This window comes from Desulfopila aestuarii DSM 18488 (assembly GCF_900143695.1).
In the GTDB taxonomy this organism is placed as follows: Bacteria; Desulfobacterota; Desulfobulbia; order Desulfobulbales; family Desulfocapsaceae; genus Desulfopila; species Desulfopila aestuarii.
The window spans coordinates 18,001-40,860 of the sequence record NZ_FRFE01000010.1 but is presented as its reverse complement, the minus strand read 5'-3'; the positions used below and the strand labels follow the sequence as shown (position 1 = coordinate 40,860).

21 protein-coding genes and 1 riboswitch are annotated in these 22,860 nt (G+C 52.9%); of the genes, 13 read left to right on the top strand and 8 right to left on the bottom strand.

All coding sequences use genetic code 11. The features are described 5' to 3' along the window. The first annotated feature begins 14 nt into the window (after positions 1–14). From holA to BUF15_RS11405, 5 genes are all read left to right on the top strand, one after another. Entirely contained in the window at positions 15–1,376 is a 1,362-nt protein-coding gene (holA, locus tag BUF15_RS11425) for a DNA polymerase III subunit delta (RefSeq protein WP_073613619.1), read from the top strand. Between the two features lie 173 nt (positions 1,377–1,549). Continuing rightward, a complete protein-coding gene (gene clpS / locus BUF15_RS11420; protein WP_073613618.1) occupies positions 1,550–1,864 on the top strand; it encodes an ATP-dependent Clp protease adapter ClpS in 315 nt (104 codons plus the stop codon). 32 nt (positions 1,865–1,896) lie between these two features. Beyond that, positions 1,897–4,158, top strand: coding sequence for an ATP-dependent Clp protease ATP-binding subunit ClpA (clpA, locus tag BUF15_RS11415; protein WP_073613617.1), 2,262 nt, complete (start codon positions 1,897–1,899; stop codon positions 4,156–4,158). Between the two features lie 101 nt (positions 4,159–4,259). Then, positions 4,260–6,473 carry a cation:proton antiporter domain-containing protein gene (locus tag BUF15_RS11410; RefSeq protein WP_073613616.1) on the top strand — a complete coding sequence of 738 codons (2,214 nt, stop codon included), beginning with the start codon at positions 4,260–4,262 and terminating at the stop codon, positions 6,471–6,473. Continuing rightward, the gene (locus tag BUF15_RS11405; protein WP_073613615.1) at positions 6,470–6,811 is read left to right on the top strand and encodes a histidine triad nucleotide-binding protein; all 342 of its coding nucleotides are present in this window, start codon (positions 6,470–6,472) and stop codon (positions 6,809–6,811) included. Before BUF15_RS11410 ends, BUF15_RS11405 begins: the two co-directional genes overlap by 4 nt. A 119-nt stretch (positions 6,812–6,930) precedes the next feature. Here the strand turns inward: BUF15_RS11405 and ribB are convergent, their stop codons facing one another. After that, on the bottom strand, positions 6,931–7,584 hold the full coding sequence (gene ribB / locus BUF15_RS11400; protein ID WP_073613614.1) for a 3,4-dihydroxy-2-butanone-4-phosphate synthase: 654 nt from the start codon (positions 7,582–7,584) through the stop codon (positions 6,931–6,933). A 173-nt stretch (positions 7,585–7,757) separates the two neighbouring features. Further along, a riboswitch (FMN riboswitch) is annotated at positions 7,758–7,912 on the bottom strand. Positions 7,913–8,182: 270 nt separating this feature from the next. On the opposite strand from ribB, the gene rmuC reads away from it, so the two are divergent. Genes rmuC through BUF15_RS11380 form a run of 4 tightly spaced genes read left to right on the top strand, consistent with a single transcriptional unit; the run spans position 8,183 to position 10,957 of the window. Then, positions 8,183–9,529, top strand: coding sequence for a DNA recombination protein RmuC (gene rmuC, locus BUF15_RS11395; RefSeq protein WP_084553907.1), 1,347 nt, complete (start codon positions 8,183–8,185; stop codon positions 9,527–9,529). A gap of 58 nt (positions 9,530–9,587) precedes the next feature. After that, the gene (locus tag BUF15_RS11390; RefSeq protein WP_073613613.1) at positions 9,588–10,037 is read left to right on the top strand and encodes a YaiI/YqxD family protein; all 450 of its coding nucleotides are present in this window, start codon (positions 9,588–9,590) and stop codon (positions 10,035–10,037) included. A gap of 34 nt (positions 10,038–10,071) precedes the next feature. Further along, complete coding sequence (locus BUF15_RS11385; RefSeq protein WP_084553905.1) at positions 10,072–10,545, top strand: GNAT family N-acetyltransferase; 474 nt, start codon at positions 10,072–10,074, stop codon at positions 10,543–10,545. Between the two features lie 7 nt (positions 10,546–10,552). After that, positions 10,553–10,957: a PaaI family thioesterase gene (locus BUF15_RS11380; protein ID WP_073613611.1), complete on the top strand. Its 405-nt coding sequence runs from the start codon at positions 10,553–10,555 to the stop codon at positions 10,955–10,957. A gap of 22 nt (positions 10,958–10,979) precedes the next feature. Here BUF15_RS11380 and BUF15_RS11375 read toward each other — a convergent pair whose 3' ends face one another. Further along, positions 10,980–11,501: a type 1 glutamine amidotransferase domain-containing protein gene (locus BUF15_RS11375; RefSeq protein ID WP_073613610.1), complete on the bottom strand. Its 522-nt coding sequence runs from the start codon at positions 11,499–11,501 to the stop codon at positions 10,980–10,982. 313 nt (positions 11,502–11,814) lie between these two features. Between BUF15_RS11375 and ctlX the strand changes: the two genes are divergently transcribed. Both ctlX and ypfJ read left to right on the top strand, forming a co-directional pair. Next, on the top strand, positions 11,815–12,747 hold the full coding sequence (gene ctlX / locus BUF15_RS11370; RefSeq protein ID WP_073613609.1) for a citrulline utilization hydrolase CtlX: 933 nt from the start codon (positions 11,815–11,817) through the stop codon (positions 12,745–12,747). Positions 12,748–12,864: 117 nt separating this feature from the next. Further along, a complete protein-coding gene (ypfJ, locus tag BUF15_RS11365; RefSeq protein WP_073613608.1) occupies positions 12,865–13,716 on the top strand; it encodes a KPN_02809 family neutral zinc metallopeptidase in 852 nt (283 codons plus the stop codon). Between the two features lie 94 nt (positions 13,717–13,810). Here ypfJ and BUF15_RS11360 read toward each other — a convergent pair whose 3' ends face one another. Further along, positions 13,811–15,514: an SPFH domain-containing protein gene (locus BUF15_RS11360; protein ID WP_073613607.1), complete on the bottom strand. Its 1,704-nt coding sequence runs from the start codon at positions 15,512–15,514 to the stop codon at positions 13,811–13,813. Beyond that, on the bottom strand, positions 15,511–17,055 hold the full coding sequence (locus BUF15_RS11355; RefSeq protein WP_143170695.1) for an SPFH domain-containing protein: 1,545 nt from the start codon (positions 17,053–17,055) through the stop codon (positions 15,511–15,513). The genes BUF15_RS11360 and BUF15_RS11355 overlap by 4 nt, the downstream gene beginning before the upstream one ends. 313 nt (positions 17,056–17,368) lie before the next feature. Between BUF15_RS11355 and BUF15_RS11350 the strand changes: the two genes are divergently transcribed. Both BUF15_RS11350 and BUF15_RS11345 read left to right on the top strand, forming a co-directional pair. Then, a complete protein-coding gene (locus BUF15_RS11350) occupies positions 17,369–18,058 on the top strand; it encodes an HNH endonuclease (protein WP_073613605.1) in 690 nt (229 codons plus the stop codon). A gap of 13 nt (positions 18,059–18,071) precedes the next feature. Continuing rightward, on the top strand, positions 18,072–18,509 hold the full coding sequence (locus tag BUF15_RS11345) for a DUF3795 domain-containing protein (RefSeq protein ID WP_073613604.1): 438 nt from the start codon (positions 18,072–18,074) through the stop codon (positions 18,507–18,509). A gap of 51 nt (positions 18,510–18,560) precedes the next feature. On the opposite strand, the gene BUF15_RS11340 is transcribed toward BUF15_RS11345, so the two are convergent. From BUF15_RS11340 to BUF15_RS11325, 4 genes are read right to left on the bottom strand one after another with little or no spacing between them, the layout of a single operon-like run. Beyond that, a complete protein-coding gene (locus tag BUF15_RS11340; protein WP_073613603.1) occupies positions 18,561–19,889 on the bottom strand; it encodes a sigma-54-dependent transcriptional regulator in 1,329 nt (442 codons plus the stop codon). After that, positions 19,889–21,487 carry a sensor histidine kinase gene (locus BUF15_RS11335; protein WP_084553903.1) on the bottom strand — a complete coding sequence of 533 codons (1,599 nt, stop codon included), beginning with the start codon at positions 21,485–21,487 and terminating at the stop codon, positions 19,889–19,891. The genes BUF15_RS11340 and BUF15_RS11335 overlap by 1 nt, the downstream gene beginning before the upstream one ends. Before the next feature lie 55 nt (positions 21,488–21,542). Continuing rightward, on the bottom strand, positions 21,543–21,944 hold the full coding sequence (locus tag BUF15_RS11330) for a hypothetical protein (protein WP_073613601.1): 402 nt from the start codon (positions 21,942–21,944) through the stop codon (positions 21,543–21,545). A gap of 8 nt (positions 21,945–21,952) precedes the next feature. Beyond that, positions 21,953–22,816: a DUF4405 domain-containing protein gene (locus BUF15_RS11325; protein WP_073613600.1), complete on the bottom strand. Its 864-nt coding sequence runs from the start codon at positions 22,814–22,816 to the stop codon at positions 21,953–21,955. Positions 22,817–22,860: the final 44 nt, after the last annotated feature.

Sequence of the window (22,860 nt, the reverse complement as noted above, 5' to 3'; positions counted from 1 at the left end):
CCATAATCGAAATCATGCCGCAGATTAAACGTTCCGAACTCCCGACCCTTCTGACCGACACCCCGACCATCACCGCCTGTCCCCTCTTTCTTTTTTTCGGCGAACGCTATCTCGCCCGCGAAGCGGCGGACCAGTTGCAGGCAGCACTCCTCAAACAGGGCGGGGGAGCTTTGCACCCCATTGACGGAGACCAGGAAGACAGCGGCCAGACCCTGGCCCGGCTCATGAGTTTTAGTCTGCTCCCAGGAAAACAGATCTACCGGGTCTCCGACAGCCGCATCTTTTTGAGCAAGACCGTGGCCGGCACTATCTGGGAGAAGGCCCAGCAGAATCACGATGGGGGCAAAAGTGCTGCCGCCATGCGCCATATCATCGCTTTCGCCAAAGTCGGCTCGGTAGCCATCGATAGCCCCACTGCCTTTTCCGAAATACCCGGTTCCCAGTGGGAAAAACTGTTCGGCTCCGCCAAACCACAGGGCGATTTAAGCTGGGCCGACAATCTTCTTAAGGAAGCGGTGGGCACCGGCAGGATGGGTAAAGGTGGAGCCACCGATATGAGTGATCGCTATATCGAGGCTTTCACCTCCGGCATCCCGAAGCAAAATTGCCTCATCCTCACCGCCGAGACGGTGGACAAGCGACAGCGCCTTTTCACCTTTATTAAAAAAAGCGGTATCGTCGTCGACTGTTCGGTTGCTGCCGGCGCCTCCTCCCAGGCCCAGCAGGAGCAAAAGGACGTATTGAAAGAGATGCTCTACAAAACCCTTTCCGGGTTCGGCAAGAAAATCGAACCCCGGGCTGTGGAAATGTTTTTTGACCGGGTGGGTTTTCATCCGGTGGCGGTGGTGACCGAGACCGAAAAATTAGCCCTCTATGCCGATGACCGGCCGATGATCACCTGCGCTGATCTGGAAGCAATGGTTGGCCGCAGTCGAGAAGACGCGCTCTTTGAGCTGACCGATGCCTTCGGAAAGAACCAGGTTGGCAGAACACTCTCTATCCTTGGCCGCCTTCAGGAAAACGGCACCCATGGACTGGCCATTTTGGCCACGATGCGCAATTACCTTCGCAAGATGCTGGTTTTCCGTTCCCTCCAGCTCTCCCCCTCCCCTCCCTGGCATAAGGGGATGAACGCCAAACAGTTCCAGTCGCACTACCTGCCGGCCTTAAAAGAAAAAGGTCAATGGGACGAGCTCTTAGGCGGACATCCGTATGCTCTTTACATGAGTTTTACCAAGGCAGGAGATTTTTCCTGTAATCAGCTGAAAAAATGCCTTACACTTCTTTTAGAAGCTGAGTTCCGCCTCAAGGGCTCACCGCTGCCACAGCATATCGTTCTGGAAGAGATGTTCCTGACCATGCTGAAAAGGCCCTGAAGCACCACCTCTCCATGTTCAGCGCGGCTGAACTCCGCTTGATGCAAGACCCTTATAAACTATGGGCTGTTGCGCATTGAAAATATGCGGTTAAGCATTATTGTAAGTGAAGGCCCGCAGGATCAACCACAAGTAACACTTGAAAATTTCTACCATAATATAAAACATTAACAATGCCTGATAGAAAAGAAGGCCGCCAAAGTTCGGTGGCCACCAGGGACTGGGTCGAGGTTCAGGAGCCACCGCTCTACAAAGCGCTGCTGCACAACGACGACTACACCTCGATGGAATTTGTGGTGTCCATCCTGGAAAACATTTTCCACAAGTCGCCCCAGGAGGCGACCCGCATCATGCTGAATGTGCATGAAAAGGGGATCGGGGTAGCAGGCGTCTATACCCGGGAAATCTGTGAAACGAAAATAGCGCTGGTCCACGAGTTGGCCCGTCAAAACGAGTTCCCGTTGCGCTGCTCAATGGAACGAGCCTAACGCAACAGGGGCGATACCCAGGACGATATACTATGCTGAGCAAGACACTCGAAAAGACACTGATCCGGGCAATCAGGGAAGCGAAAAACCATAATCATGAATATGTGACGGTGGAGCATCTGCTCTACGGCCTGCTCTATGACGATCTGGCCAGTTACATCATCAATGAGTGTGGTGGCTCAATCGACATTCTAAAAGAACGGCTCGAAAAGTTCTTTTTAGGCGATATTCCAACGATATCCCACCCAAGCCAGCAGGAACCTACCCAGACACTCGCCTTCAACCGGGTGCTGCAACGGGCTGTGGCACATGTGCAGAGCTGCGGGAAAAAGGAGGTGGACAGCGGCGATGTGTTGGTTTCGATATTTTCCGAGGCGGAGTCACATGCGGTCTTCTTTCTCAGCTCGGTAGGCGTCGGCCGGATGGCGGTGGTCAACTTCATCTCCCACGAGATACCCAACGGGCTGCAGCAGGAACCGCTACCAAGCCCACCTGAAGGACCTGACACCAAGGAAAACATCAAGGAAGACAAAGCCCTGAAGGAATATACCGTCAACCTGGCCCGTTCAGCCGAAGAGGGACGGCTCGATCCGCTTATCGGTCGAAACGAAGAAATCAACCGGATCATGCAGGTACTCTGCCGCAGAAAGAAGAACAATCCACTCCTGGTTGGAGAGCCGGGTGTCGGCAAGACGGCCATGGCCGAGGGGCTTGCGCTCCGCATCCATGAGGATAAAGTTGCCCGCCAGAATGGTGACAAGTCGACGGTACCCGACTTGCTGCAGGATGTGGAAATCCACCTGCTCGATATGGGAACGCTGGTCGCCGGCACCAAGTATCGCGGCGATTTTGAAAAGCGGCTGAAAAGTGTGGTCTCGGCCATTGAAAACAAGAAGAACGCCATTCTTTTTATCGATGAGATGCACACCATCGTCGGCGCCGGTGCCACCTCCGGCGGCTCCATGGATGCCTCCAATCTGCTGAAACCCGCCTTGCAGGCGGGCATCCTGCGGTGCATTGGATCCACTACCTATGAAGAGTATAAGAACCAGATCGAAAAAGATCGGGCTCTGTCCCGACGCTTCCAGAAAATCGATATCGAAGAACCTTCGGTGGAAGATACCGTACTTATTCTCCAGGGTCTGCAGTCCAAGTATGAAAAGCATCACCAGATCAGGTACTCGAAAAACGGCATCAAGGCCATGGCCGAGCTGAGCAAACGCTATATCAACGAACGCTTCCTGCCGGATAAGGCTATCGATATTATGGACGAGGTGGGTTCCATGTTCCGCCTTGAAGGTCGGCTGGGCTCCATGGTCAAGGTGACCGATGTCGAGAAGGTGGTTTCGCGCATGGCCAGAATCCCGGCCAAGAGCGGAACCAGCAGTGATGTCAGCCAGCTGAAGGAACTCGCTCCCAAAATGCAGGAGGTGATCTTCGGCCAGGATGAGGCCATAGACGCAGTGGTATCAGCGGTAAAACGCTCCCGGGCCGGGCTCGGCAACCCCGACTCGCCCACCGGCTGCTTCCTCTTTGCCGGCCCCACCGGCGTCGGCAAGACAGAAGTTGCCCGCCAGCTCGCCCAAGTGCTCGGGGTCCATTTCGAGCGGTTCGACATGAGCGAGTATATGGAAAAACATGCGGTCTCACGGCTCATCGGCTCACCACCAGGCTATGTTGGTTTTGATCAGGGCGGGCTGTTGACCGAGTCGATCAGAAAGCATCCCTACTCGGTACTGCTGCTTGATGAGATCGAAAAGGCCCATCCGGATATCTATTCGATCCTCCTTCAGGTGATGGATCATTCGACCCTCACCGACAACTCGGGCCGCAAGGCGGATTTTCGAAATGTCATCCTCATCATGACCACCAATGCCGGCGCTCGGGAAATGACCACCAAGTCCATTGGTTTCGTCACCAGTGAGGGCGGCAAGGACAAAACGGTCATCAACAAGCTTTTTGCGCCGGAATTCAGAAACCGCCTCGACGCCATCGTTTCCTTTGGCAAACTGGGTGCGGAAACCGTCGAGAAGGTTGTTGATAAACTGATCGGTGAACTCGAGTCGCAGCTCGCTGAGAAACGGGTTTCCATCAAGCTGAGCGATACAGCCCGTACCTGGCTGGCCACCAAAGGGTACGACCCCGATTTCGGCGCACGGCCACTCCGTCGACTCATCATGAAGGAGATCGGCGACACCCTGACCGAAGAGATCCTCTTCGGTGAGCTTAACCGCGGCGGTGAAGCAGCAGTCGATCTCAAAGACGACAAGTTGAGCTTTACCTACACCAAGTAACAGTCTGAACCGAATGGTGCTCCGGCCAGTTTACCCGGAGCACCATCATCTCCTCAACACGTCAGTTCACGACGCCATCAACATTTACGCAGAGTGTGCCCATGGTCACCCTCGGCATCGCCATTCTTCTCGCTGCAGGACTCGCGGCAAGCAAAATTGCCCAACGGTTCCGCCTGCCTTCAGTAACGGGCTATATCCTGGCCGGCCTGCTGCTTGGCCCCACCGGTCTCGGCTTCATTACTGACGAGCGGGTCGGTCACAACCTTGCTCACTTTACCCAAATTGCCCTCATGCTGATCGCGTTCGGTATAGGCGAGCATATTGAAATCAAAAAGCTACGGCAACACACCAGAAGTTTGAAATGGATCGGCTTGTGCGAGGCAGCCGGTGCCTGTCTGACTGTCAGCATCCTCATTTTCGTCACCATCCAATTGACCGGTTTTACAGTTGATAACTGGACGAACAGGAATTATCTGGTGCTCAGTCTGCTGCTCGGTGCGATAGGAGTGGCGACCGCACCCGCAGCTACGCTGCTTGTGATCCGTGAGCTCAAGGCAAAAGGCCCTCTCACTTCGACACTCATGGCCATTGTCGCCATCGACGACGGTATCGCCATAATGTTTTTCGGCCTGGTTGTCTCGATAGCACACCAGCTCCTCGGTCAGTCGGGAGATCCGGCGTTGTGGGCGGTGGGAGCAAGCATCATGGAGATTGTCGGTTCCATTCTGCTGGGACTGCTCACCGCAGCTGTTCTCATTGTGGTTCTGGATCGACTGGAACAGTTCGGAGAGTTGATGACGGCAGGCCTCGCCATCCTCCTACTGCTCGGCGAAATAGCACTGGCCCTGCATCTCTCACCGCTGCTTGCCGGTATGACAGCCGGCTTCACCCTGGTCAACAAAGCCGAGCGCGACGTCCGCATCTTTCGTGCCCTGAACCGCTTTGAGCCGCCCATCTACGTTCTCTTTTTCACCCTGGCCGGCAGCCATCTCGATATCAACTCGCTGCGGACAGCCGGCGTCCTTGGCATTGTCTATTTTTTGGGCACCGTTTCCGGTAAGATAGCAGGAGTTAATCTGGGAGCTTTCATTGCAAACTCGCCGCCACTGGTCCGTAAATATCTGGGATTTGCCATGCTGCCCCAGGCTGGAGTTGCCATCGGCCTGATTTTCCTCCTCTCCTCCGATGAACGGCTGGCCCCCTACGCCACCGTCATCACCCCTGTGGTGCTGACCGGTGTCTTTCTTTCAGAACTTATCGGTCCCATCAGTGCCCGCTTTGCTCTCACCAGCGCAGGAGAAACCGGTGCAGACACCTCAGGTGACGAGAACCTGGAAATGCGGGGTGCCGCCATCTGCGCCCTGGATGACACATTCCGCATCATTCCCTGGAAATGGCAGAAACTGAAAATGGAACCCGATGCCACAGGATATGTGGTTTTTCATACCGAAGAACCAGCTGCCGCGCGGGGTCTTGCCCGAACTGCCACCATCCTGGCCAGCCATTATCGAGCCCAGCCTATGGCTGTCCATGTGGTTCCCGTCGAACAACACGGCCCCCACCATCTGTTTCTCGAAGAACATGCAGAGGTGCACCACATGGGCTACAGCCTCGCCACAGAACTGGTACCGGGACCTGACATAGCCGCCGGTATTGTCGCCGCGGTGGAATGCAACGACGCCCGCGCTGTAGTGCTTGGTTACCCTATGAAGAAAGCGGCAGAAAAATTTCGCAAGTTGCTCGACACTGTAGCCAATTACGTTCGATGCCCGGTGCTGATGGTCCGGTTTTACGGCGAACTGCACACCGAAAACATTCTTGTGGTATTCACGGAAATTGATGAATTGGCTGCCATGTATGAAATCATTGCGGCACTGGATAGCATCGGCGAACACAAGCTCAGACTCATGTATTTGGTACCTTCCGATGCGGAGGAAAAGGAGATCAGGTTCCTTGAGAAAGAGGTCGCCAACTGGCTCGAAAAGCAATCGAATGGACTCAGGGCTACGATCCTGGTATCACCCGTTGACTCACGACTGGACGCTATCGAAGATGCGGCCGAAGATGCCGATGTGGTGGTCATGACGGCCGGAGAGGCAAGCGGTGTCGAGCGAATTCTTTTTGGGTCGCTGGTCGATTCAGTGGCGGTAAAAGTACGCAAGACCTTGATTGTCGTCTACAATGCAGGTAAAGATAGAAATGCACAGCAAAAATTTGAAAATCTCGAAGCCATGTGTGCCATCATAGACAAGACGAATGCAACTCGTAACAACACACCCGCAATTGTCACTAGTAAACAGGAGGAAAAGCCATGAGTGACTGCCTGTTCTGCAAGATAGCCGCCGGGGAGATCCCGGCCCAGAAGCTGTATGAAGATGACGATGTCATCGCTTTCTGGGATATTTCACCAGCCGCCCCAAAACATTTTCTCATCGTTCCGAAAAAGCACCGGATCAACCTCTCCGACCTCAGCGAGGAAGATGACCGGCTCATCGGCAAGATGATGCGGGTTTCGGCTCAGGTTGCCGAAGAAAACGGTATCGAAAAGGGGTATCGAACCATTATCAACAACGGCGCCGACGCCGGTCAGGTGATCTTCCATCTGCACATGCATGTGCTGGGCGGGCGGCCGATGGGATGGCCCCCAGGCTGAAAACACTCAATCGCACAATGCACTACCAAAAGAGCCGTATCACCACTCCATCGGTGATACGACTCTTTCTTGTTCATTTCAAGTCAAAGCAGGAAACAACCTGACTGGAAATATTGAATTTATACAGTCTCCAGCTCCATCTCCTCACGATACTGGACAATATCCTCAATACTCAGAACAACCATATCGTGAAGCTTAGCGAAGGCAACTATCTCAGGCAACCGGGACATGGTTCCGTCCGGGTTGGTCAGCTCGCAGAGGATACCCGCCGGTTGCAGGCCGGCAAGGATCATGAGATCGACGGTGCCTTCGGTATGACCACGCCGGGCCAGGACTCCGCCGGCCTGAGCCCTCAGGGGAAAGACATGGCCGGGATGGCAAAGGTCTTCGGGTTTTGCATCAGCTGATGCGGCGGTCTTCACCGTGGTGACCCGATCCGCCGCCGATACTCCGGTGGTTATACCGTGTCGGGCCTCGATGGAAATGGTAAACGCCGTGCCGTTGGCGCTGGTATTGTCGCTCACCATTGGCGGCAAACCAAGGGCTTTCACCTTCTCGTCAGGCAGACAAAGGCATACGATGCCACTGCATTCCCGGATCATGAGCGCCATCTGTGACGCAGTCAGGTGCTCGACCGAATAAATCAGATCGCCTTCATTCTCGCGATCTTCATCGTCCACCACCAAAACACCCTCACCCGCCTGTAAAGCGGCCAGTGCTTTTTCTACCCGCTCACGCGGATCGCCAAATTGTGCCAGTAACGACTGATTCATGGTAACTCTCCTTTAATGTACCAGAACCAGGGCAGACAGGAGTAACGAACAGCCATGTGAACACACGACCATTACTGCGGGATAACCGTAAAATTCACTTCCATTTTCCATACGCGGTCGTCGACTGCAACGAAGCGTAATGGCCCTGGAATGAAAATTACACCTTCCCCGTCAGCTATCCTCTCTCTTCCGGACTCTAACCGTCGGCTCTGGAATCACACCAGATCTGCTTGACCCTGGGCAAATGCCGCAGGCGCTCGCGGGCTGTTTCCGTCATACATCGGAAATCACCGCCGGTGGGGAATTTCACCCCGCCCTGAGAATAGTTTACGCGAAACAATACCAACAATATCAAGTATCTTCCGCGCGCCAGAATTTTCTATTTCCTTACAACAATACAGAGCAAGCTGTCGTATGGAAACGGCTTAAATCTACCGGAATTTCCGCTAAAGTCAATACACTCGAGACCCACCGAGCCAACGATTAGCCCATTTCCCGCTTGCCATCACCATACCTTTATGTTCCTGTTATCTGTAAAAAACGGCTCAAAAGGTCAAATTATACATACTTTTGGGATTCAACCCCACCACGGCATAGCATGAACACGTTCATTCCTCATTTACGAAATTTTTTTGAGCAACTGGTGCAGACCGTATTGACGGGTAATGGGCCGGTAATCATCCTGGCGATTTTCGGCTGCCTGCTCGTATTGGTCATTTTCTCCATACGACGTCGAGCAAAGGAACTACACCACGACCTGGAAAAAGCTGAAAACGAACTGGCGGATGCAAAAAAAGAGCTGACGGAAATACGGGAAGATATCACCCGTCACAAGATCCGGGAAGCACGCCTTGTCACCCTTATCCGGACCGAGCGTCGCAACAGCGCCGAAAAGCTTGCCCTGCTCGAAACAGCACGGGAAGAGCTGCGCTTGCAGTTTGGTTCCCTTGCCCAGGAAATCTTCGAAGATAAAAGTGCGACCTTCAGCAACCAGTCAAAAGAACGGCTCGAAGCCATGCTGAAGCCATTTCACCTTCAGCTGGACGCCCTGCAAAACGAGATACGGGATACCTTTTTAAATGATACCCGGGAGCGAGCCTCGCTGAAAAAAGAGCTCCACCAGTTACAGGAGATGAACAAGCAGATGGGTGAAGAGGCCGTCAACCTGACCCGGGCGCTGAAAGGTGATAAAAAGCTGCAGGGCAACTGGGGCGAGTTGGTATTGGAACGGGTTCTGGAACAGTCGGGTTTGCGGCGCGGCAGTGAATACGAGACCCAGCTGGGCTATCGTGATGGCGATAACCGGCTGTTCAAGCCAGACGTCATCATCCATCTTCCGGAAGGAAAAGATATCATTATCGACTCGAAGGTATCACTCTCGGCCTGGGAGCGTTATTGCACAGCCGACGACGACCGCCTCCAAGCACAGGCCTTGAACGACCTGATAACCGCTGTCCGCAATCATATCCAGAGCCTCGGTGCCAAGAAATACGAAGAGCTGAAGGGTATTCAAACCCTCGATTTCGTCATGATGTTCATGCCCATCGAAGCGGCCTTCACCGCTGCCATAGGCAATGACGAAAACCTTCTCACCGAGGCATTCAGCCAAAAGATCATTATCGTCACCCCCACGACCCTGCTTGCCACACTGCGCACCGTGGAGAGCATCTGGCGCTATGAGCACCAGAGCAGGAATTCGCTGGAAATCGCCCGGAGGGCCGGAGCCCTCTATGACAAGTTTCGCGGTTTTGTGGAAGACATGGACAAAATCGGTAAACAGCTTGAGACCTGCAGACAGACCTACGACGGCGCGATGAACAAACTCACCCAGGGCCGGGGCAACCTCATTTCCCAGGCCCAGCAGCTTACCGAACTGGGGGTGCAGGTGAAAAAGGAACTACCGCGCACCGTCACCGAACAGACAGAGTCGGAGCTGCGCAATTAGCCAAACATCTCTTGCGCTAGCCTCGTTGTATGAAACAACTCTCAACAGACTTGAAAAAATGAAAATATGGATTGATGCCGACGCCTGTCCCGTGGCGATACGAGAAATTCTCTACAAGGCTGCGGAACGCCGCAGGTTGCAACTCACCCTGGTAGCCAATTCCCCAATCCGCATCCCATCATCACCGTATATCCGGTTTGTTCGGGTGGCGGCCGGCAGTGACGTGGCGGACAAGGCTATCGTCACTGAACTGACTCCGGGTGACCTGGTGATCACTGCCGACATCCCCCTTGCTGCGGCTGTGGTTGAAAAAGGAGCCCATGCCCTCAACCCGCGGGGCGAGATGTATAGTGTCGAAAACGTGAGAGATCGTCTCAGCATGCGGGATTTTATGGATTCACTCCGTTCTGACGGTATCGAAACGGGCGGCCCGCCACCACTCACGAAAAGGGACCGTCAGACCTTTGCCAATAATCTGGATACATTCTTAAGCAGGTATTGTCGATAAGCAAAAAAGATCAGCCTATTACAAAATGAGCCTTATGAAACTGGTGCGTACAGACAGCAATAATCCGGCTTTCCGGGATTTGACAAGAAAACTCGATGCCGAGCTGCACGCCAGATACGGCCGACAGCAGGCGCAATATGACCGGCATAATGTCGTCGATCTGGTGAAGACAGTCATTGGCTACATCGATGAGATGCCAATCGCTTGCGGTTGCCTCAAGTTGATTGCATCACAAACTGTCGAACTCAAACGGATGTATGTCGATCAAAAACATCGAAAAAAGGGCTATGCCGTTTCACTGCTCCAAGCCCTTGAGGCATGGTGTATAGAACTTGGCATTAACACGATGATTCTGGAGACCGGTAAAGGTCAGCCGGAAGCGATAGGATTGTATCAAAAATGCGGCTTTGCTATCACAGAAAATTTTGGCCCGTATATCGGCAATACCAACAGTGTCTGCATGCAGAAACAACTCACATCTTCTACCACCACTGAAATTGAGAAATAGGCAAGTAATGGATACCGAAAAAGCAAAAGCCATTTTTGCCCGTGACCGCTACGCAGCCCTCACCGGCATTGAGATCATCGAGGCCGGCATAGGCTACTGCAAGGCCCGGATGCAGATCCAGGACAAGCATAAAAACGCCAACAATATGGTACAAGGCGGGGCCATCTTCACCCTTGCCGACCTTGCCTTTGCCGTTGCCTCCAATAGCCAGGGCCAACTGGCGCTGGCTATTAACGTCAATATCTCATTTCTCCGCGGGGTGGCAGACGGCGTTCTCTACGCCACAGCCACCGAAGTAACCGAGCCGGGCCGACTTGGCGCCTATGACGTAATGGTTACCGACGAGAAGAACACTATTGTCGCCCGTTTCAACGGCATGGTCTATCGTAAAAAAGAACGGCTGCCGGAGTAAATTGAGTATGTTGCTTGCGGGTTCAGCCGGCCAGTACCTTGATCACCGCAGGCATGAATACCGGCAGATCATCCGGGGTACGGCTGCTCACGAGGTTTTTGTCAATCACCACCGCTTCGTCGACCCACTGAGCACCGGCATTCACCACATCATCCTTTATCGCAAAATAGGAAGTCACCTTTCGTCCTTTCAACACTCCGGCTGAACAGAGCATCCAGCCCGCATGGCAAATGAAGGCGACCATTTTTCCCGAGTTGACAGCATCGGCCACCAGCTTCACCATGGCCGGATAGCGCCGCATCATATCGGGTGCGTAGCCGCCTGGAATAACCACCCCGTCAAAATCAGCAGCTGAAACCGCATCCGCTGCCACATCCGCCTTCACGTCGGTTGCCGGCTTACCGGTAAACTGGCTCTTTCGCCCCGAACCCACCACAACCACTTCAGCTCCGGCTTCAAGCAATCGGTAATAGGGATACCAGAACTCGTAAATATTGAACATATCCTCTACCAGGATGGCCACTTTTTTACCTTTCAGTTCCATGTCTTCCTCCGACGTTGTTGTGGTTATTACCTGTCCCTTGGGCCTCGGTGCGATTGCATTTCGTTACACAACGTAAATACCATTTTGTAAACTGCAAGCTGCCGGACATCTACCAACTCTCTGGCTGGATAACGTATCGCCCCTCCCGCATCGTGTATTGACAAACTATGGCTCTGCTATCATTTCACATTTGACAGGTATTGAAATGTAGTTTTGAGTGAATTTGCAACTACAGATAGTCTTACCAATTGCCAGGGGAGTCGGTAAAGATGGAGCTACCGACTCCCGTTTTATTATTCAAGGAGAGATCCGTATGAGCTCGAAATCTATCCAGGCCCCCGGCGCGGTGGTCATGATTCGCCCCCACCGTTTTCATCCCAACCCGGAGACAGCATCTGATAACGCCTTTCAGCGAAAAGACAGCGACGGTCCGACCAGAGAAATTGCCAGAGCAGCCTACAACGAGGTAACAGAAGCCGCCGCAAAACTGGAGCGCGAAGGGGTGAGAGTTCATGTCTTCGACGATCTGGGTGAAAAAGAAACACCCGATTCTGTTTTTCCCAACAACTGGTTTTCCACCCATTCCGGTGGCCATATAGCCATATACCCGATGTTCAACCCCAGCCGACGGCGGGAGCGACGGTATGATGTCATCGAGATGCTGAAATCTGAATATCGGGTGCAGGATGTCATCGACTACTCCTGCCTTGAATACGACAACCTGTTTCTTGAAGGCACCGGAGCTATGGTGCTCGATCACAGCGCCAGGGTGGCCTACACTGCAAGGTCCAACCGTGCCGATCCCATCCCGCTTGAGCGCTTCTGCACCCACTTCAACTTCGAGCCGATGGCCTTTGACACCGCCGATGCCAACGGCAACTCGATCTACCACACCAATGTGATGATGTGCATCGCCACCGATTTCGCTCTGGTGGGTTTTGACATTATCACCGACCCGGCCAGGCGCGAGGAGATTCGTGAACGGATAGCCGACGAAGGCAGGACCGTCATCCCCTTAAGCAACCATCAGATCGATGAGTTTGCCGGTAACGCCATTGAACTTGCCACCCCCGACAAGCGAATTCTGGCTCTATCAAGCCGGGCCGCGGCCTCGCTTACACAAGAGCAAAAGCAGATTATTGAACGATCCGCCAAGATCGTCGAGTTATCAGTGCCGACCATCGAACTGGCCGGAGGATCGGTACGCTGCATGCTAGCCGGCATACACCTGGCCAAAAGATATTGATTCGTGTTGTTTTCGGTAAACACATATCGCATCATTGACCGAAATGGATAAATGGCGATAGTAACGAAGGAGTAGACAAACAGATCAAGAGAATACGATCAGGAAAAAGTGGGAACAATGCGCTGGAAAGACGGACGAAGAAGCGACAACATCGACGACAGGCGCAACATCAGACTGTCTGGAAAGACCAAGGGTGGTGGCATTGGCATTATCCTCCTGGCGCTGGTCGCAATGTATTTCGGTATCGATCCTTCGGTAGTGCTCCAAGAAGGCGGCAGCTTTTCAGAACCTGCCCGCCAGTCCGGCTACACCCCGACAGCCGCTGAAGACGAACTCGCTGATTTCGTCTCGGTGGTTCTGGCCGATACCGAAGATACCTGGGATGCTGTCTTTGCCAAAGGTGGCTCACGCTACCGGCAGCCCACTTTGGTACTCTTCTCCGGCGCGGTCGATTCGGCCTGCGGTTTTGCCCAGGCAGCCATGGGACCATTCTATTGCCCGGCCGACAGCAAGGTCTATATTGATCTGAGCTTTTATCAGGATCTGAGAGATAAGATGGGAGCCCCGGGCGATTTCGCTCAGGCCTATGTCATTGCCCACGAGGTCGGTCATCATGTTCAGAACCTTTTAGGCATCAGTGACAAGGTGCATCAGATGCGCAGCACATTGTCCCAGGCCGACTACAACCAGCTCTCTGTCCGTCTTGAATTGCAAGCGGACTGTTTCTCCGGGCTCTGGGCAAATCATGCCGAGAGAAGCCGGCAGATATTGGAAGAAGGCGATGTGGATGAAGCCTTAAACGCCGCCAGCATGATCGGCGACGACCGACTGCAGAAACAGGCACGAGGCTATATCACCCCCGACTCTTTTACCCATGGCAGCTCCGCCCAGCGGGTGCGCTGGTTTACGACCGGGTTGCAATCGGGCAAGCTGCAGAGCTGCGATACCTTTGGGGCTAAATCGCTGTAATCCTCAGATTGCGACAAAAAAAGGGGCGATCTCACCATGAGACCGCCCCTTTTTTTTGCTAGTAACATCGAAAATCCAAGTAGCACTGCTGCTGTTACTTTTTCTTCTCTTTCAGCTGCTTTGCCCCGCCAAGTTCGGCAAAACCCGTCTTCTGCAGATCTGTCCAGAGTGTACCTTCACCTGAATGGATGATATTGAGCTGCATCTCAGGGTTCAAGGTATCGGCGAAGCGCCACTGGGCATAAGCCACCGGATCGCCAAAGACCGTGGTCTTCAGCTGCAGACCATTGGCCTTTTCTCCCTCCACCTTCTGCAGAGCCGAGGCCTTTGCCTCTCCCAGTACCCGGACCTTATTAGCGGCAATAGCTGCTGTCTGTTTCTGGATTTCAGCTGTTTTCTTTAAGGTCTCGGCCTGGATCTCGGCAACCTGCTTCTGCAGGTCTGCGGCGATCTCGGCCTTGATCTTCTCCGTCTCCTGCATGACCTGCTCACCACGCTGCTTGATAAGCGATAGCTCGGTGTTCAGTTCCGCCTGTTTTCTAGCGGTATTCTGTCGTTCCTTGTTGGTCAGGTCCTGCTCGACGGCGATACTCGCCTGCTGGATCGGCTCACGAATCTGGTCCGGCACCTCCACATGGCGGATCAGGGCGTTGTAAACCTTGATGCCCTTGGCGCCAAGGGTCTGTTCAAGTGATACCGTCAGATCGTTCTGGAACTTTTCACGTCCCTCACCTACAATAAAATCCTTGGCCCTGTATTCCGAACCCTTGTTCCGGGAGATAGAGGTAATCTGCGGCATAATGATTTTATCCACCACCGCAGGCAGATCGCCATAGCGACGGAAAATTCCGGCGATGGAATCAGGGGCCAGCTCAAACTCCACCGTCATATCGAGGCTGATCTGGAAACCATCGCGGGATGGAAAGCTGACAAGCTCAGTGAGATTCATCTCCCCTTCCTCCAGTGGTGCCGGTGCCACACTGGCCAACGGTTTTCCGGCATCGAAGCTCACCTGCTCGCCCTGCATCCCTCGCTGCATCTGGCTTGAAGACGAACGCTTACTGAAATAGTCCTGCCGTTTGGCTTCCTGCTTTTGCAGCACCGCTGACTGCAGCTCATTTAACGCCTCATTCTGGCCCAGCTGCCTTGCCTTGGTCACCACCTTGCCGCCAGTACGACCCAGAAGCGAGACCTGGTTGATGCCAATCTCCAGTACATCGACCTTGTATTCCTTCGGGTTCACATAATAGAGCCCGGGTTGCAGCACATCGCGGCGCACACCTTTCTGCCCCTCTTCGGCAAACTGACCGCTGGCAGCCTGCTCACCAGACAGCGAGGTAATTACACCGGCATACCCGATGGGAATGGAGATGGCATCGACGATATCGATCTGGTAGCCATACGGGTTCATCCGGTATTTCCCCGGCCCCAGTACACTTCGCCAGATACCCTTCTGGCCACGATCGGCAATAAACTCCCCCTCGGCAAGGGTGCTACCCACCTTGGAGGTCACCATCGCCACTTTCCCCGGCGGCACAACGATGGCGCGGATAATCTCAACATCATAAAAAATCGGGTTGAGGAAATGGCGGCCCTCACCAAGGGTCTCTTCCTGAATACCCTTCTGACCCGGTCGAGCCAGAATTTGGCCGGGGCCCAGCGGGTCGCCGTTTTTAGCGGTGACAATGGCCATCTGGTTGGGGCCGACATAAAATCGGCAAAAGCCCCAGAGCCAGGCCACTTCGGCAATGGCAAGAATCACAACTACCTTTATGATCAGTTTGACTTTACTGTTCATTTCGCACCTCCTTTGGCCGGTGCAAAGCCACTGAAAATATTACCGATACCTTCCGCTGTGTCGCTCGTCAGCACAGCATTGACCTGCGGACCGATCTTCTCATAGAGGGTATAGCGGGCGAAGTTGTCGCCACCGCCCATGGCTGCGACCCGACTCCTGAGTACCGATGCCTCGGCCTCATTATTTGCCTTAATCGCGTCCTTTTGCCCATCAGCAGTAAGGAGGATCGATTCTGCCTGGAACAACGCCGCATCATACTCGAGCTTTGCCACCCCCAGTTCTTTTTCCGCCGCGATCACTCGCACCGACTGATCCTGCTGGGCGTCAATCACCGCCCGGATCCGTTTGGTGTCCGCCTCGACCTTTTCTTTTGACTGTACAGCCAGCATTTCCTGCTTGGTCAACTCGGCCTTGGATTTTGCCTGGACGATCTGTTGCTCGTATTTGGCGGCATCCTGCACCGCCAGTTCGCGATCCCTATTAATGCTGGCGATCTCATCCGGCACGATAATTTTCCGCACCAGTACAGACTTAATATCAACTCCCCAGCCCTTGGAACGGTCCCGCAGATGTGTCTCAAGATCGGCCTGGAACTTCTGGCGGGTTTCGCCGACAATAAAGTTTACCGCCGGATGCTTAGAGCCCTCGATCCTGCTAAATCCACGGGCTCTTGGCAGAATGATCTTCTTGATGATATCATCCATATCACCGACCCGATGGGTCAGAAATGCTGCTTCGTCGCGCTCGATGCCGAACTCGATAGTGCCCTCAACCGTCACCGAGAAACCGTCCAGGGTCAGGAAGTTGATGACATCGTCTCCCGACATCTCAAAACGCTGGCTCTGGGTATTCACCTCGACTGTGTTGTACATATAGGGATTGAGATAATGGGTACCGGGATCAAGCAATCGTCCGGAAACGCCCTTCAGCCCATCCTTCACCATAAAGGTATTGCGGTCTTCTGCAGGCAGATTGTCGTTCAATACATCCTTACCGGTAAGTGAGGTGACGACACCGACACTGCCCGGACTGATGCTGATGGCGTCAAAAAGCGCCACATGAAAGGCATATGGGTTGATACGATATTTACCTGGACGAAGGATATCCTGAACGATGCCCCGCTGGTTGTCCCCGGCGATAATCTGTCCGGCCGGCAGTTCTTCACCATAAAGCCTTGTCATCACGCCGAGCTTTCCGGCAGGAACATCAAGAATGCGATGAATTCGCCAACTCCAGGTGTAGGGGTTCTTGAAATATCGGCCCTCAGCCAGAACATCGAGCTGAATACCCTTCTGGTTGTGCTCCAGGGCGATCACCTGCCCAGGGCCCAGATTCTTGCCGGTCTTGCGAATGAGTACCGCAATCTCATCCGCCCCCGGCTCAATCCGACAAAAAAACCAGATAAAGACTGAAAGACCAACCACCGCCATCACCACCAGAAAGGGCAGAGATGGCAGCTTCGGAATTTTCGGTATACCCGGCATCTTGAGCCGTACCTTCTTTTTGGTTGGTACAATCTCTTTTGCTTCTTTTTCGGTCATAATAGCCTCGCCGTTCTTGATCAATCTCACAGCACTTCGCTGCGCTGTTCCACCTCAAGATTCTTTCATTGAATGACAGAAAGGTCAATATGTTATGATACCAATGCGATTTCTTTCTCTCTCAACTCGTCATTCCTGTCAGACCTGTCCAGCCGAACTCCTGAAAGCATACACGTCAATATTCGGTTTTCTGTTGTATGGTGTAATCAGTTAGGATAATGTCACATTTAGGCTAAATATGTCTTTAATATGAATAAGAAAAGCCAGCAAAAAAAACGATAAAACCACGATCACAGTAAGACTTGAATACCAGATGCCAAATGAAATAATACCTTACATTGAAATGTGCCTAAGAGAAGGTGTAAGTCTTCAACGCGGTATGAATTTTCAAATAGGCAAGAATCATTCTGTCATTCTCATGTCTGTCCGCCAAGGATCTCCTTATGAAGATCGATATGAAGACGATGGTTCAACAATCATCTATGAAGGCCACGATGTCCCGAGATCACGACAATACCCAGATCCAAAATCACTAGACCAGCCTGAATTTACCCCGGCAAATAATTTGACAGAGAATGGGAAATTTCATTTTTCTGCTCAAAGTTATAAAAATAGCAACAGCGATCCTGAGAGAGTCAGGGTTTATGAGAAAATCAAACAAGGCATATGGTCTTATAATGGGATCTTCCATCTTGTCGATTCTTGGTTGGAAAAATGCAACGGAAGAAAGGTTTTCAAGTTCAAATTAATCGCCGTCGAGGGAGAAGAGAACTTTGACATTCCTACACAAAAACATGCAAAGCACCGCCGTATAATTCCAACTCAGGTGAAACTTCAAGTATGGAAAAGAGATGGGGGAAAATGTACAAAGTGTGGAGCTGATAAGGATTTACATTTTGATCATATTATCCCTTTTTCTAAGGGAGGCTCTTCCGATACAGTAGACAATATCCAGTTACTTTGCGGCCGCCATAACCTTCAGAAACACAACAAAATAGAATAGATAACGAGCAAGCATGAACTACACAATTACCACCGCGCCCTGCGGAATCGATTGCTTCAACTGTCTACTCTTCGTGGACATGCAGCAATCCAATGAGCGAAAAGCATTCAACGAGCGTCATCCTCAAATGTCAGGTCTCAATTGCCAGGGATGTCGCCAGCAAAATTGCCCGATGCTGTCAGGTCCATGTAAAACGCGTCAATGCGTTGAGGACCGAGAGATTGAATTCTGCCATGAATGCGCAGATTTTCCCTGTGCACTGCTGGCACCCGTGGCAGATCAGGCCGGCAAGTTCCCGCATAACATGAAAGTGTACAATCTCTGCCGGATCAAAAGTGTAGGCGTTGACCAATGGGCACGAGAAGAGGCAACCACAATACGTACACGGTATTTTACCGGTACTTTTCAGATTGGGGTCGGACAGGAGGGAGAGGCAACGACGAAGGAGTAGGTCGAAAGGTTAAAGATCGGCAAATATACTATCAATACCGTCTATGGCGTATTAGCCCGACCGCCCTTCTAGCCCATATTTTTTCATTTTATAGCGAAGCACCCGTTCGCTGATACCAAGCGCGTCAGCCGCCCTGGTCTGGACCCAGTCATGCTGTTCAAGCGATGAGAGCAGCATCTCTTTTTCCACCCGCGCCAACCTGTCACTCAACAGGCCGCCGCTGTCGGTCTGTTCCCGCACTTCGACGGGCAGATCATTTACCCGGATCACCTTGCCGCGCACAAAAGTGACCAGTCGCTGGATAATATGTTCAAGTTCCCGGACATTGCCGGGGAAATCATATTTGACAAAGATCGCCTGGGCTTCGCTATCGAAGCTGACACCTGCACTGTATTTACCAAGGAAATAGTCGGCCAGCTCAACGATATCGCCACGCCGTTCGCGCAGCGGCGGGATAAAGAGCTCAAGGACATTTAAGCGGAAATAGAGATCTTCCCGGAAGGAGCCGTCAGCAACCATCTGTTTCAAATCACGATTGGTGGCGGCAATAACCCGCACATCGACAAAGACCTGATTTTCACTGCCCACTCGGCTGATCGACTTTTCCTGCAATACTCTCAGCAGCTTGGCCTGCATCTGCAAGGGCAGCTCACCGATCTCATCAAGAAAGATAGTGCCTTTGTGTGCCAGCTCAAAGCGGCCGCGCCGTCGAGCCGAAGCACCGGTGAACGCGCCCTTTTCATGACCAAACAGTTCTGACTCAAACAAATTTTCCGGTATCGCCGCGCAGTTTACCTCGATGAAAGGCTCTCTTTTCCTCTGACCTAAGAGGTGAATGCATTTGGCGATCATCTCCTTACCAGTGCCGGTCTCACCGCGTATAAGAATCGGCCACTCTACAGGCGCAGCCCGATGCAGGAGGGACAATACATCCTGCATTTCCCGGCTCGAGCCTATGATATGTAACGGAAGAGGCTGACGGGCCAAGGAACCGGCCACCTCCTCGGCCTCTTCACTGGCGATCACATCCTGCTCAATTTTTCGTATTTTCTCCAGCAGCTCCAAGAGATCGACCGGTTTTTCCAGAAAATCATCGGCCCCGATCTGCATCACCTTCACGGCGGTGGCCACACTGCCATAGGCGGTAATCATAATAGCGCGGACCAATGGCGACTCCTGCCGCATCCTGGCCAGCACCTCGTCACCGTTCATATCTTCCATACGATGATCGATCAGTACTAACTGTACGGGGTTGGCACGGAATAGCTGTAATGCCTCCTCGCCGTCGGCAGCGGTCAGCACCGAATAGCCCTGTTTTTCCAGAAAGCCCTGCAGCATCTCTCGCTGCATCTTTTCATCGTCGACAATCAGAATATGCATCAGGCAGGAATTCCTCCTGTTGGTGTTGATGGAGTTACTCTATTGGAGCCGGACTGCCGCACCGGTAATTCAATCACCAGGGTAAGAGTGCGTTCCAATGTATTCGGTGTTGCAGTGATAGTGCCTCCATGGGCCTCGACAATCTTTCTGCTGATGGCAAGTCCAAGACCAGTACCTTGCGTTTTCGTGGTGAAATAGGGCTCGAAAATATTATCACTCTCCTCTTTGGTAAGTGTAAAGCCGCCGCTCTGGATAACAACCGTGATGCGGTCTCCTTGAGGTTTGATGTGGATATGGCAATACCCGCCCTTGGGCTGGGCCTCCACGGCATTTTTTACGACATTTTCAAATACCTGGCCAAGCAGACCGCGATCACCGGCAACAGTATAGCCGCCATTTCCTTGCAGGACAACCTCCACACCCTGGTCAGCACAAACGGGAGCGTAGAGCTGCACCACGTTCCCCATGAGCCCCGCAATATCAACCTGATCAGGTGTAATGGAAAAAGCGCGGACATATTGCTGCAGGCTGGTGATAATCGTGTTGGAGCGGGTCACCGCCTCACGCATGGCGAGAAGCAGTTTACGATGTTCCTCGTCGAGCCCTCCCGCCTCCAGTTGCAGCCGCTGCAGCCCCATACCGATGGCGTTCAAGGGATTCCGGATTTCATGCGCGATGGTGGCTGCCGCTCGGCCAAGGGCCGCCGCCTCATGTTGACGAGCCATCTGCTGTTCATATTCGCGGGTCTCTTTCAGACGCAATCGCTCGCCGTAATAGAGCCACCAGCTGGAAAGAGCGCCAAACGCCACCAGAAAGGCGACAAAGAGAAAAAACTCTGTACGCATCTGGTGCAGCCGCTTGGCAAAATGGCCGGCCACCTGGGTAACAATTAGGTCCCGATCACCGAGCCGGATGCGGGTTTCGCTATAGCGTTGACCATTCTTCTCCACTAACTTCGAAGGTTCGGTGGCATCTGTAATTGTCGACAGGTCGGCAGGGACCAGTTCCACCGAGTCAATACCGGGTAGAGCACCAAGATGATCAAGCAGGCTCTGGACCGAAATATCCTCCTGGACTTTATCCACATCACGAGAAGAAAAACCTACGATAACGCAGCGCTCTTTCGGATCACCCGGATTATCCGTTTCCACGCCATATATCAGGCTGTAAAGCTGGGCCGCCTCATGACGGACAAGGCCTGCCGGATCATCGCAGGTAAGTTGCGGGCCCCAGTTTTCCGGTCCCGCTATACGCGTTTTTCCATTATCGGAGATGATAGTAATGCCCGCAAGACCCGCTTCCCTGGCAAAGGCGGAAAGCTCGGTTGCGGTGAACTGTTCAATGATATTGAGGTAGGCAATGAACTGCGCGCTGTTATTTAAAAAGTCGGTGATAATCAACTCCAGCCCATCGTTACTGAGCATGGCGTTTCGGATATTTAATTCCACCGCCGCCGCCAGCACTTTCGAATGCTCACGGGAGTTGTTGCGAAACTGTTCCGACGCCGCCTGGACCTGATAAAAAAAATACCCGGCGACCAGTGCCACCAGGGTGACACAGATCGCCAGGTTCGTTTTCCACATAGGCTGGCGGAGCATGTTCAACCTCGCCACCTCTGTTCGGCTGGAATTTTACAACTCGTCTTTTCCTGCATTACTGGCACATTTTCCCCATGGGTTTTCCAGCTCTGTTACGATAAAGGCGCGATCTCACCCCGGTGGGATCGCCGCAGGCGACCATGCCACAGCCTCTTACTTCTTCAGCTCTAAAGGCCACACCGTCATTACGGTTCCCCTGGCCCCAGACCCGGACATGCCGCCCCACCACAATGCATCCTGGTAGTTGTCCACCGGACGGGTTCGGTTCTTCTGCAACTGCTTCCGGCAACGTGACCTCAATCAGCTGCCCACCTCCCGTCTCCTGGTCGGCGCGCACCGTCATGATCCGGGCTGCACTGTCCACGGTCTCAATTTCGCCGTGGAGAAAATCAAGGGCCCACCCGGACGCGGGCCAGGCGAGAACTGTCAGGAGTATGGAGAGAATTGCCCGTCTCATGCGTAAAATCAGTCCTTCACTACCAGTGAGCGGATCGCCTCGAAAATCTCCATGGGCTCCTTGCCGCTGGCCTCACCGATATCCTTGATGGACTGGGAGCCGCTGCAATCGATGCCCATGGCTTTCAGCCCATTCACTATCAGATCCATATTGATGCCAAGCTCAACACAGACCTCTTCCAGGCTGCGTTTGCCAAAACCTGGCTTTGGATGATCGGGAAACGACACTGCAGCCGTTGCAACCGAATCCCCAGCTGAAGCAGCTTCGCCTTCAATACGCGCGACCTTAATAATCTCATATACCTGCTGCGGGGTCAAATTGTTATTTGCGGCGATATTTTTCAGTGTCTCTTTGGTGCTCTCTGCTTTCAGACCGGCCTCCTTCATGAGCTCAAGAGCCTTATCGGCATCGAGCCCCTCTTTTTTGGAAAAGAGCTTCAACGAGGAAAGTTCGGCATGGCCATAAGGCGGCTCGCCATATTTCTTTGCGCCACCGTCTTTGATTTCGCCGCTGATATGAATGATAGTGCTCATGGGAGGCACCTCATAGTACGTGCCAATCGCCACCAGGAGGGTAATCACCAGTGCAGCATTAAACGAACCGGTAAAGACTTTCATTTCCCTGGCCTTGTTCTTCATATAGGCGGTGATAACCGGCCAATTAAAGAACATATGCAAAAAGCTTGCGACAAGAAAAAGTACACCGACAGTGACATGCTGATCGCCCCACTGGGTCTTGGTGAGCCCGCCCATATGCCAATCGGCCCAATAGGCGACCCTGCCCTCAGGCACGATGTAGAGAATAACAGAATTCACCAGCAGCAGAATAAATGAAACAAGCATGGTCATTGAGGTAATTTTGCGGATATTCATGGTGGATCTCCTTGATGATGAAAAAAATGAACGTTGACGGTTAT

Coding starts and splice junctions, on each gene's coding strand:
- holA (WP_073613619.1), top strand. CDS start 15: ATGCCGCAGATTAAACGTTCCGAACTCCCGACCCTTCTGACCGACACC.
- clpS (WP_073613618.1), top strand. CDS start 1,550: ATGCCTGATAGAAAAGAAGGCCGCCAAAGTTCGGTGGCCACCAGGGAC.
- clpA (WP_073613617.1), top strand. CDS start 1,897: ATGCTGAGCAAGACACTCGAAAAGACACTGATCCGGGCAATCAGGGAA.
- BUF15_RS11410 (WP_073613616.1), top strand. CDS start 4,260: ATGGTCACCCTCGGCATCGCCATTCTTCTCGCTGCAGGACTCGCGGCA.
- BUF15_RS11405 (WP_073613615.1), top strand. CDS start 6,470: ATGAGTGACTGCCTGTTCTGCAAGATAGCCGCCGGGGAGATCCCGGCC.
- ribB (WP_073613614.1), bottom strand. CDS start 7,584: ATGAATCAGTCGTTACTGGCACAATTTGGCGATCCGCGTGAGCGGGTA.
- rmuC (WP_084553907.1), top strand. CDS start 8,183: ATGAACACGTTCATTCCTCATTTACGAAATTTTTTTGAGCAACTGGTG.
- BUF15_RS11390 (WP_073613613.1), top strand. CDS start 9,588: ATGAAAATATGGATTGATGCCGACGCCTGTCCCGTGGCGATACGAGAA.
- BUF15_RS11385 (WP_084553905.1), top strand. CDS start 10,072: ATGAAACTGGTGCGTACAGACAGCAATAATCCGGCTTTCCGGGATTTG.
- BUF15_RS11380 (WP_073613611.1), top strand. CDS start 10,553: ATGGATACCGAAAAAGCAAAAGCCATTTTTGCCCGTGACCGCTACGCA.
- BUF15_RS11375 (WP_073613610.1), bottom strand. CDS start 11,501: ATGGAACTGAAAGGTAAAAAAGTGGCCATCCTGGTAGAGGATATGTTC.
- ctlX (WP_073613609.1), top strand. CDS start 11,815: ATGAGCTCGAAATCTATCCAGGCCCCCGGCGCGGTGGTCATGATTCGC.
- ypfJ (WP_073613608.1), top strand. CDS start 12,865: ATGCGCTGGAAAGACGGACGAAGAAGCGACAACATCGACGACAGGCGC.
- BUF15_RS11360 (WP_073613607.1), bottom strand. CDS start 15,514: ATGAACAGTAAAGTCAAACTGATCATAAAGGTAGTTGTGATTCTTGCC.
- BUF15_RS11355 (WP_143170695.1), bottom strand. CDS start 17,055: ATGACCGAAAAAGAAGCAAAAGAGATTGTACCAACCAAAAAGAAGGTA.
- BUF15_RS11350 (WP_073613605.1), top strand. CDS start 17,369: ATGCCAAATGAAATAATACCTTACATTGAAATGTGCCTAAGAGAAGGT.
- BUF15_RS11345 (WP_073613604.1), top strand. CDS start 18,072: ATGAACTACACAATTACCACCGCGCCCTGCGGAATCGATTGCTTCAAC.
- BUF15_RS11340 (WP_073613603.1), bottom strand. CDS start 19,889: ATGCATATTCTGATTGTCGACGATGAAAAGATGCAGCGAGAGATGCTG.
- BUF15_RS11335 (WP_084553903.1), bottom strand. CDS start 21,487: ATGCTCCGCCAGCCTATGTGGAAAACGAACCTGGCGATCTGTGTCACC.
- BUF15_RS11330 (WP_073613601.1), bottom strand. CDS start 21,944: ATGAGACGGGCAATTCTCTCCATACTCCTGACAGTTCTCGCCTGGCCC.
- BUF15_RS11325 (WP_073613600.1), bottom strand. CDS start 22,816: ATGAATATCCGCAAAATTACCTCAATGACCATGCTTGTTTCATTTATT.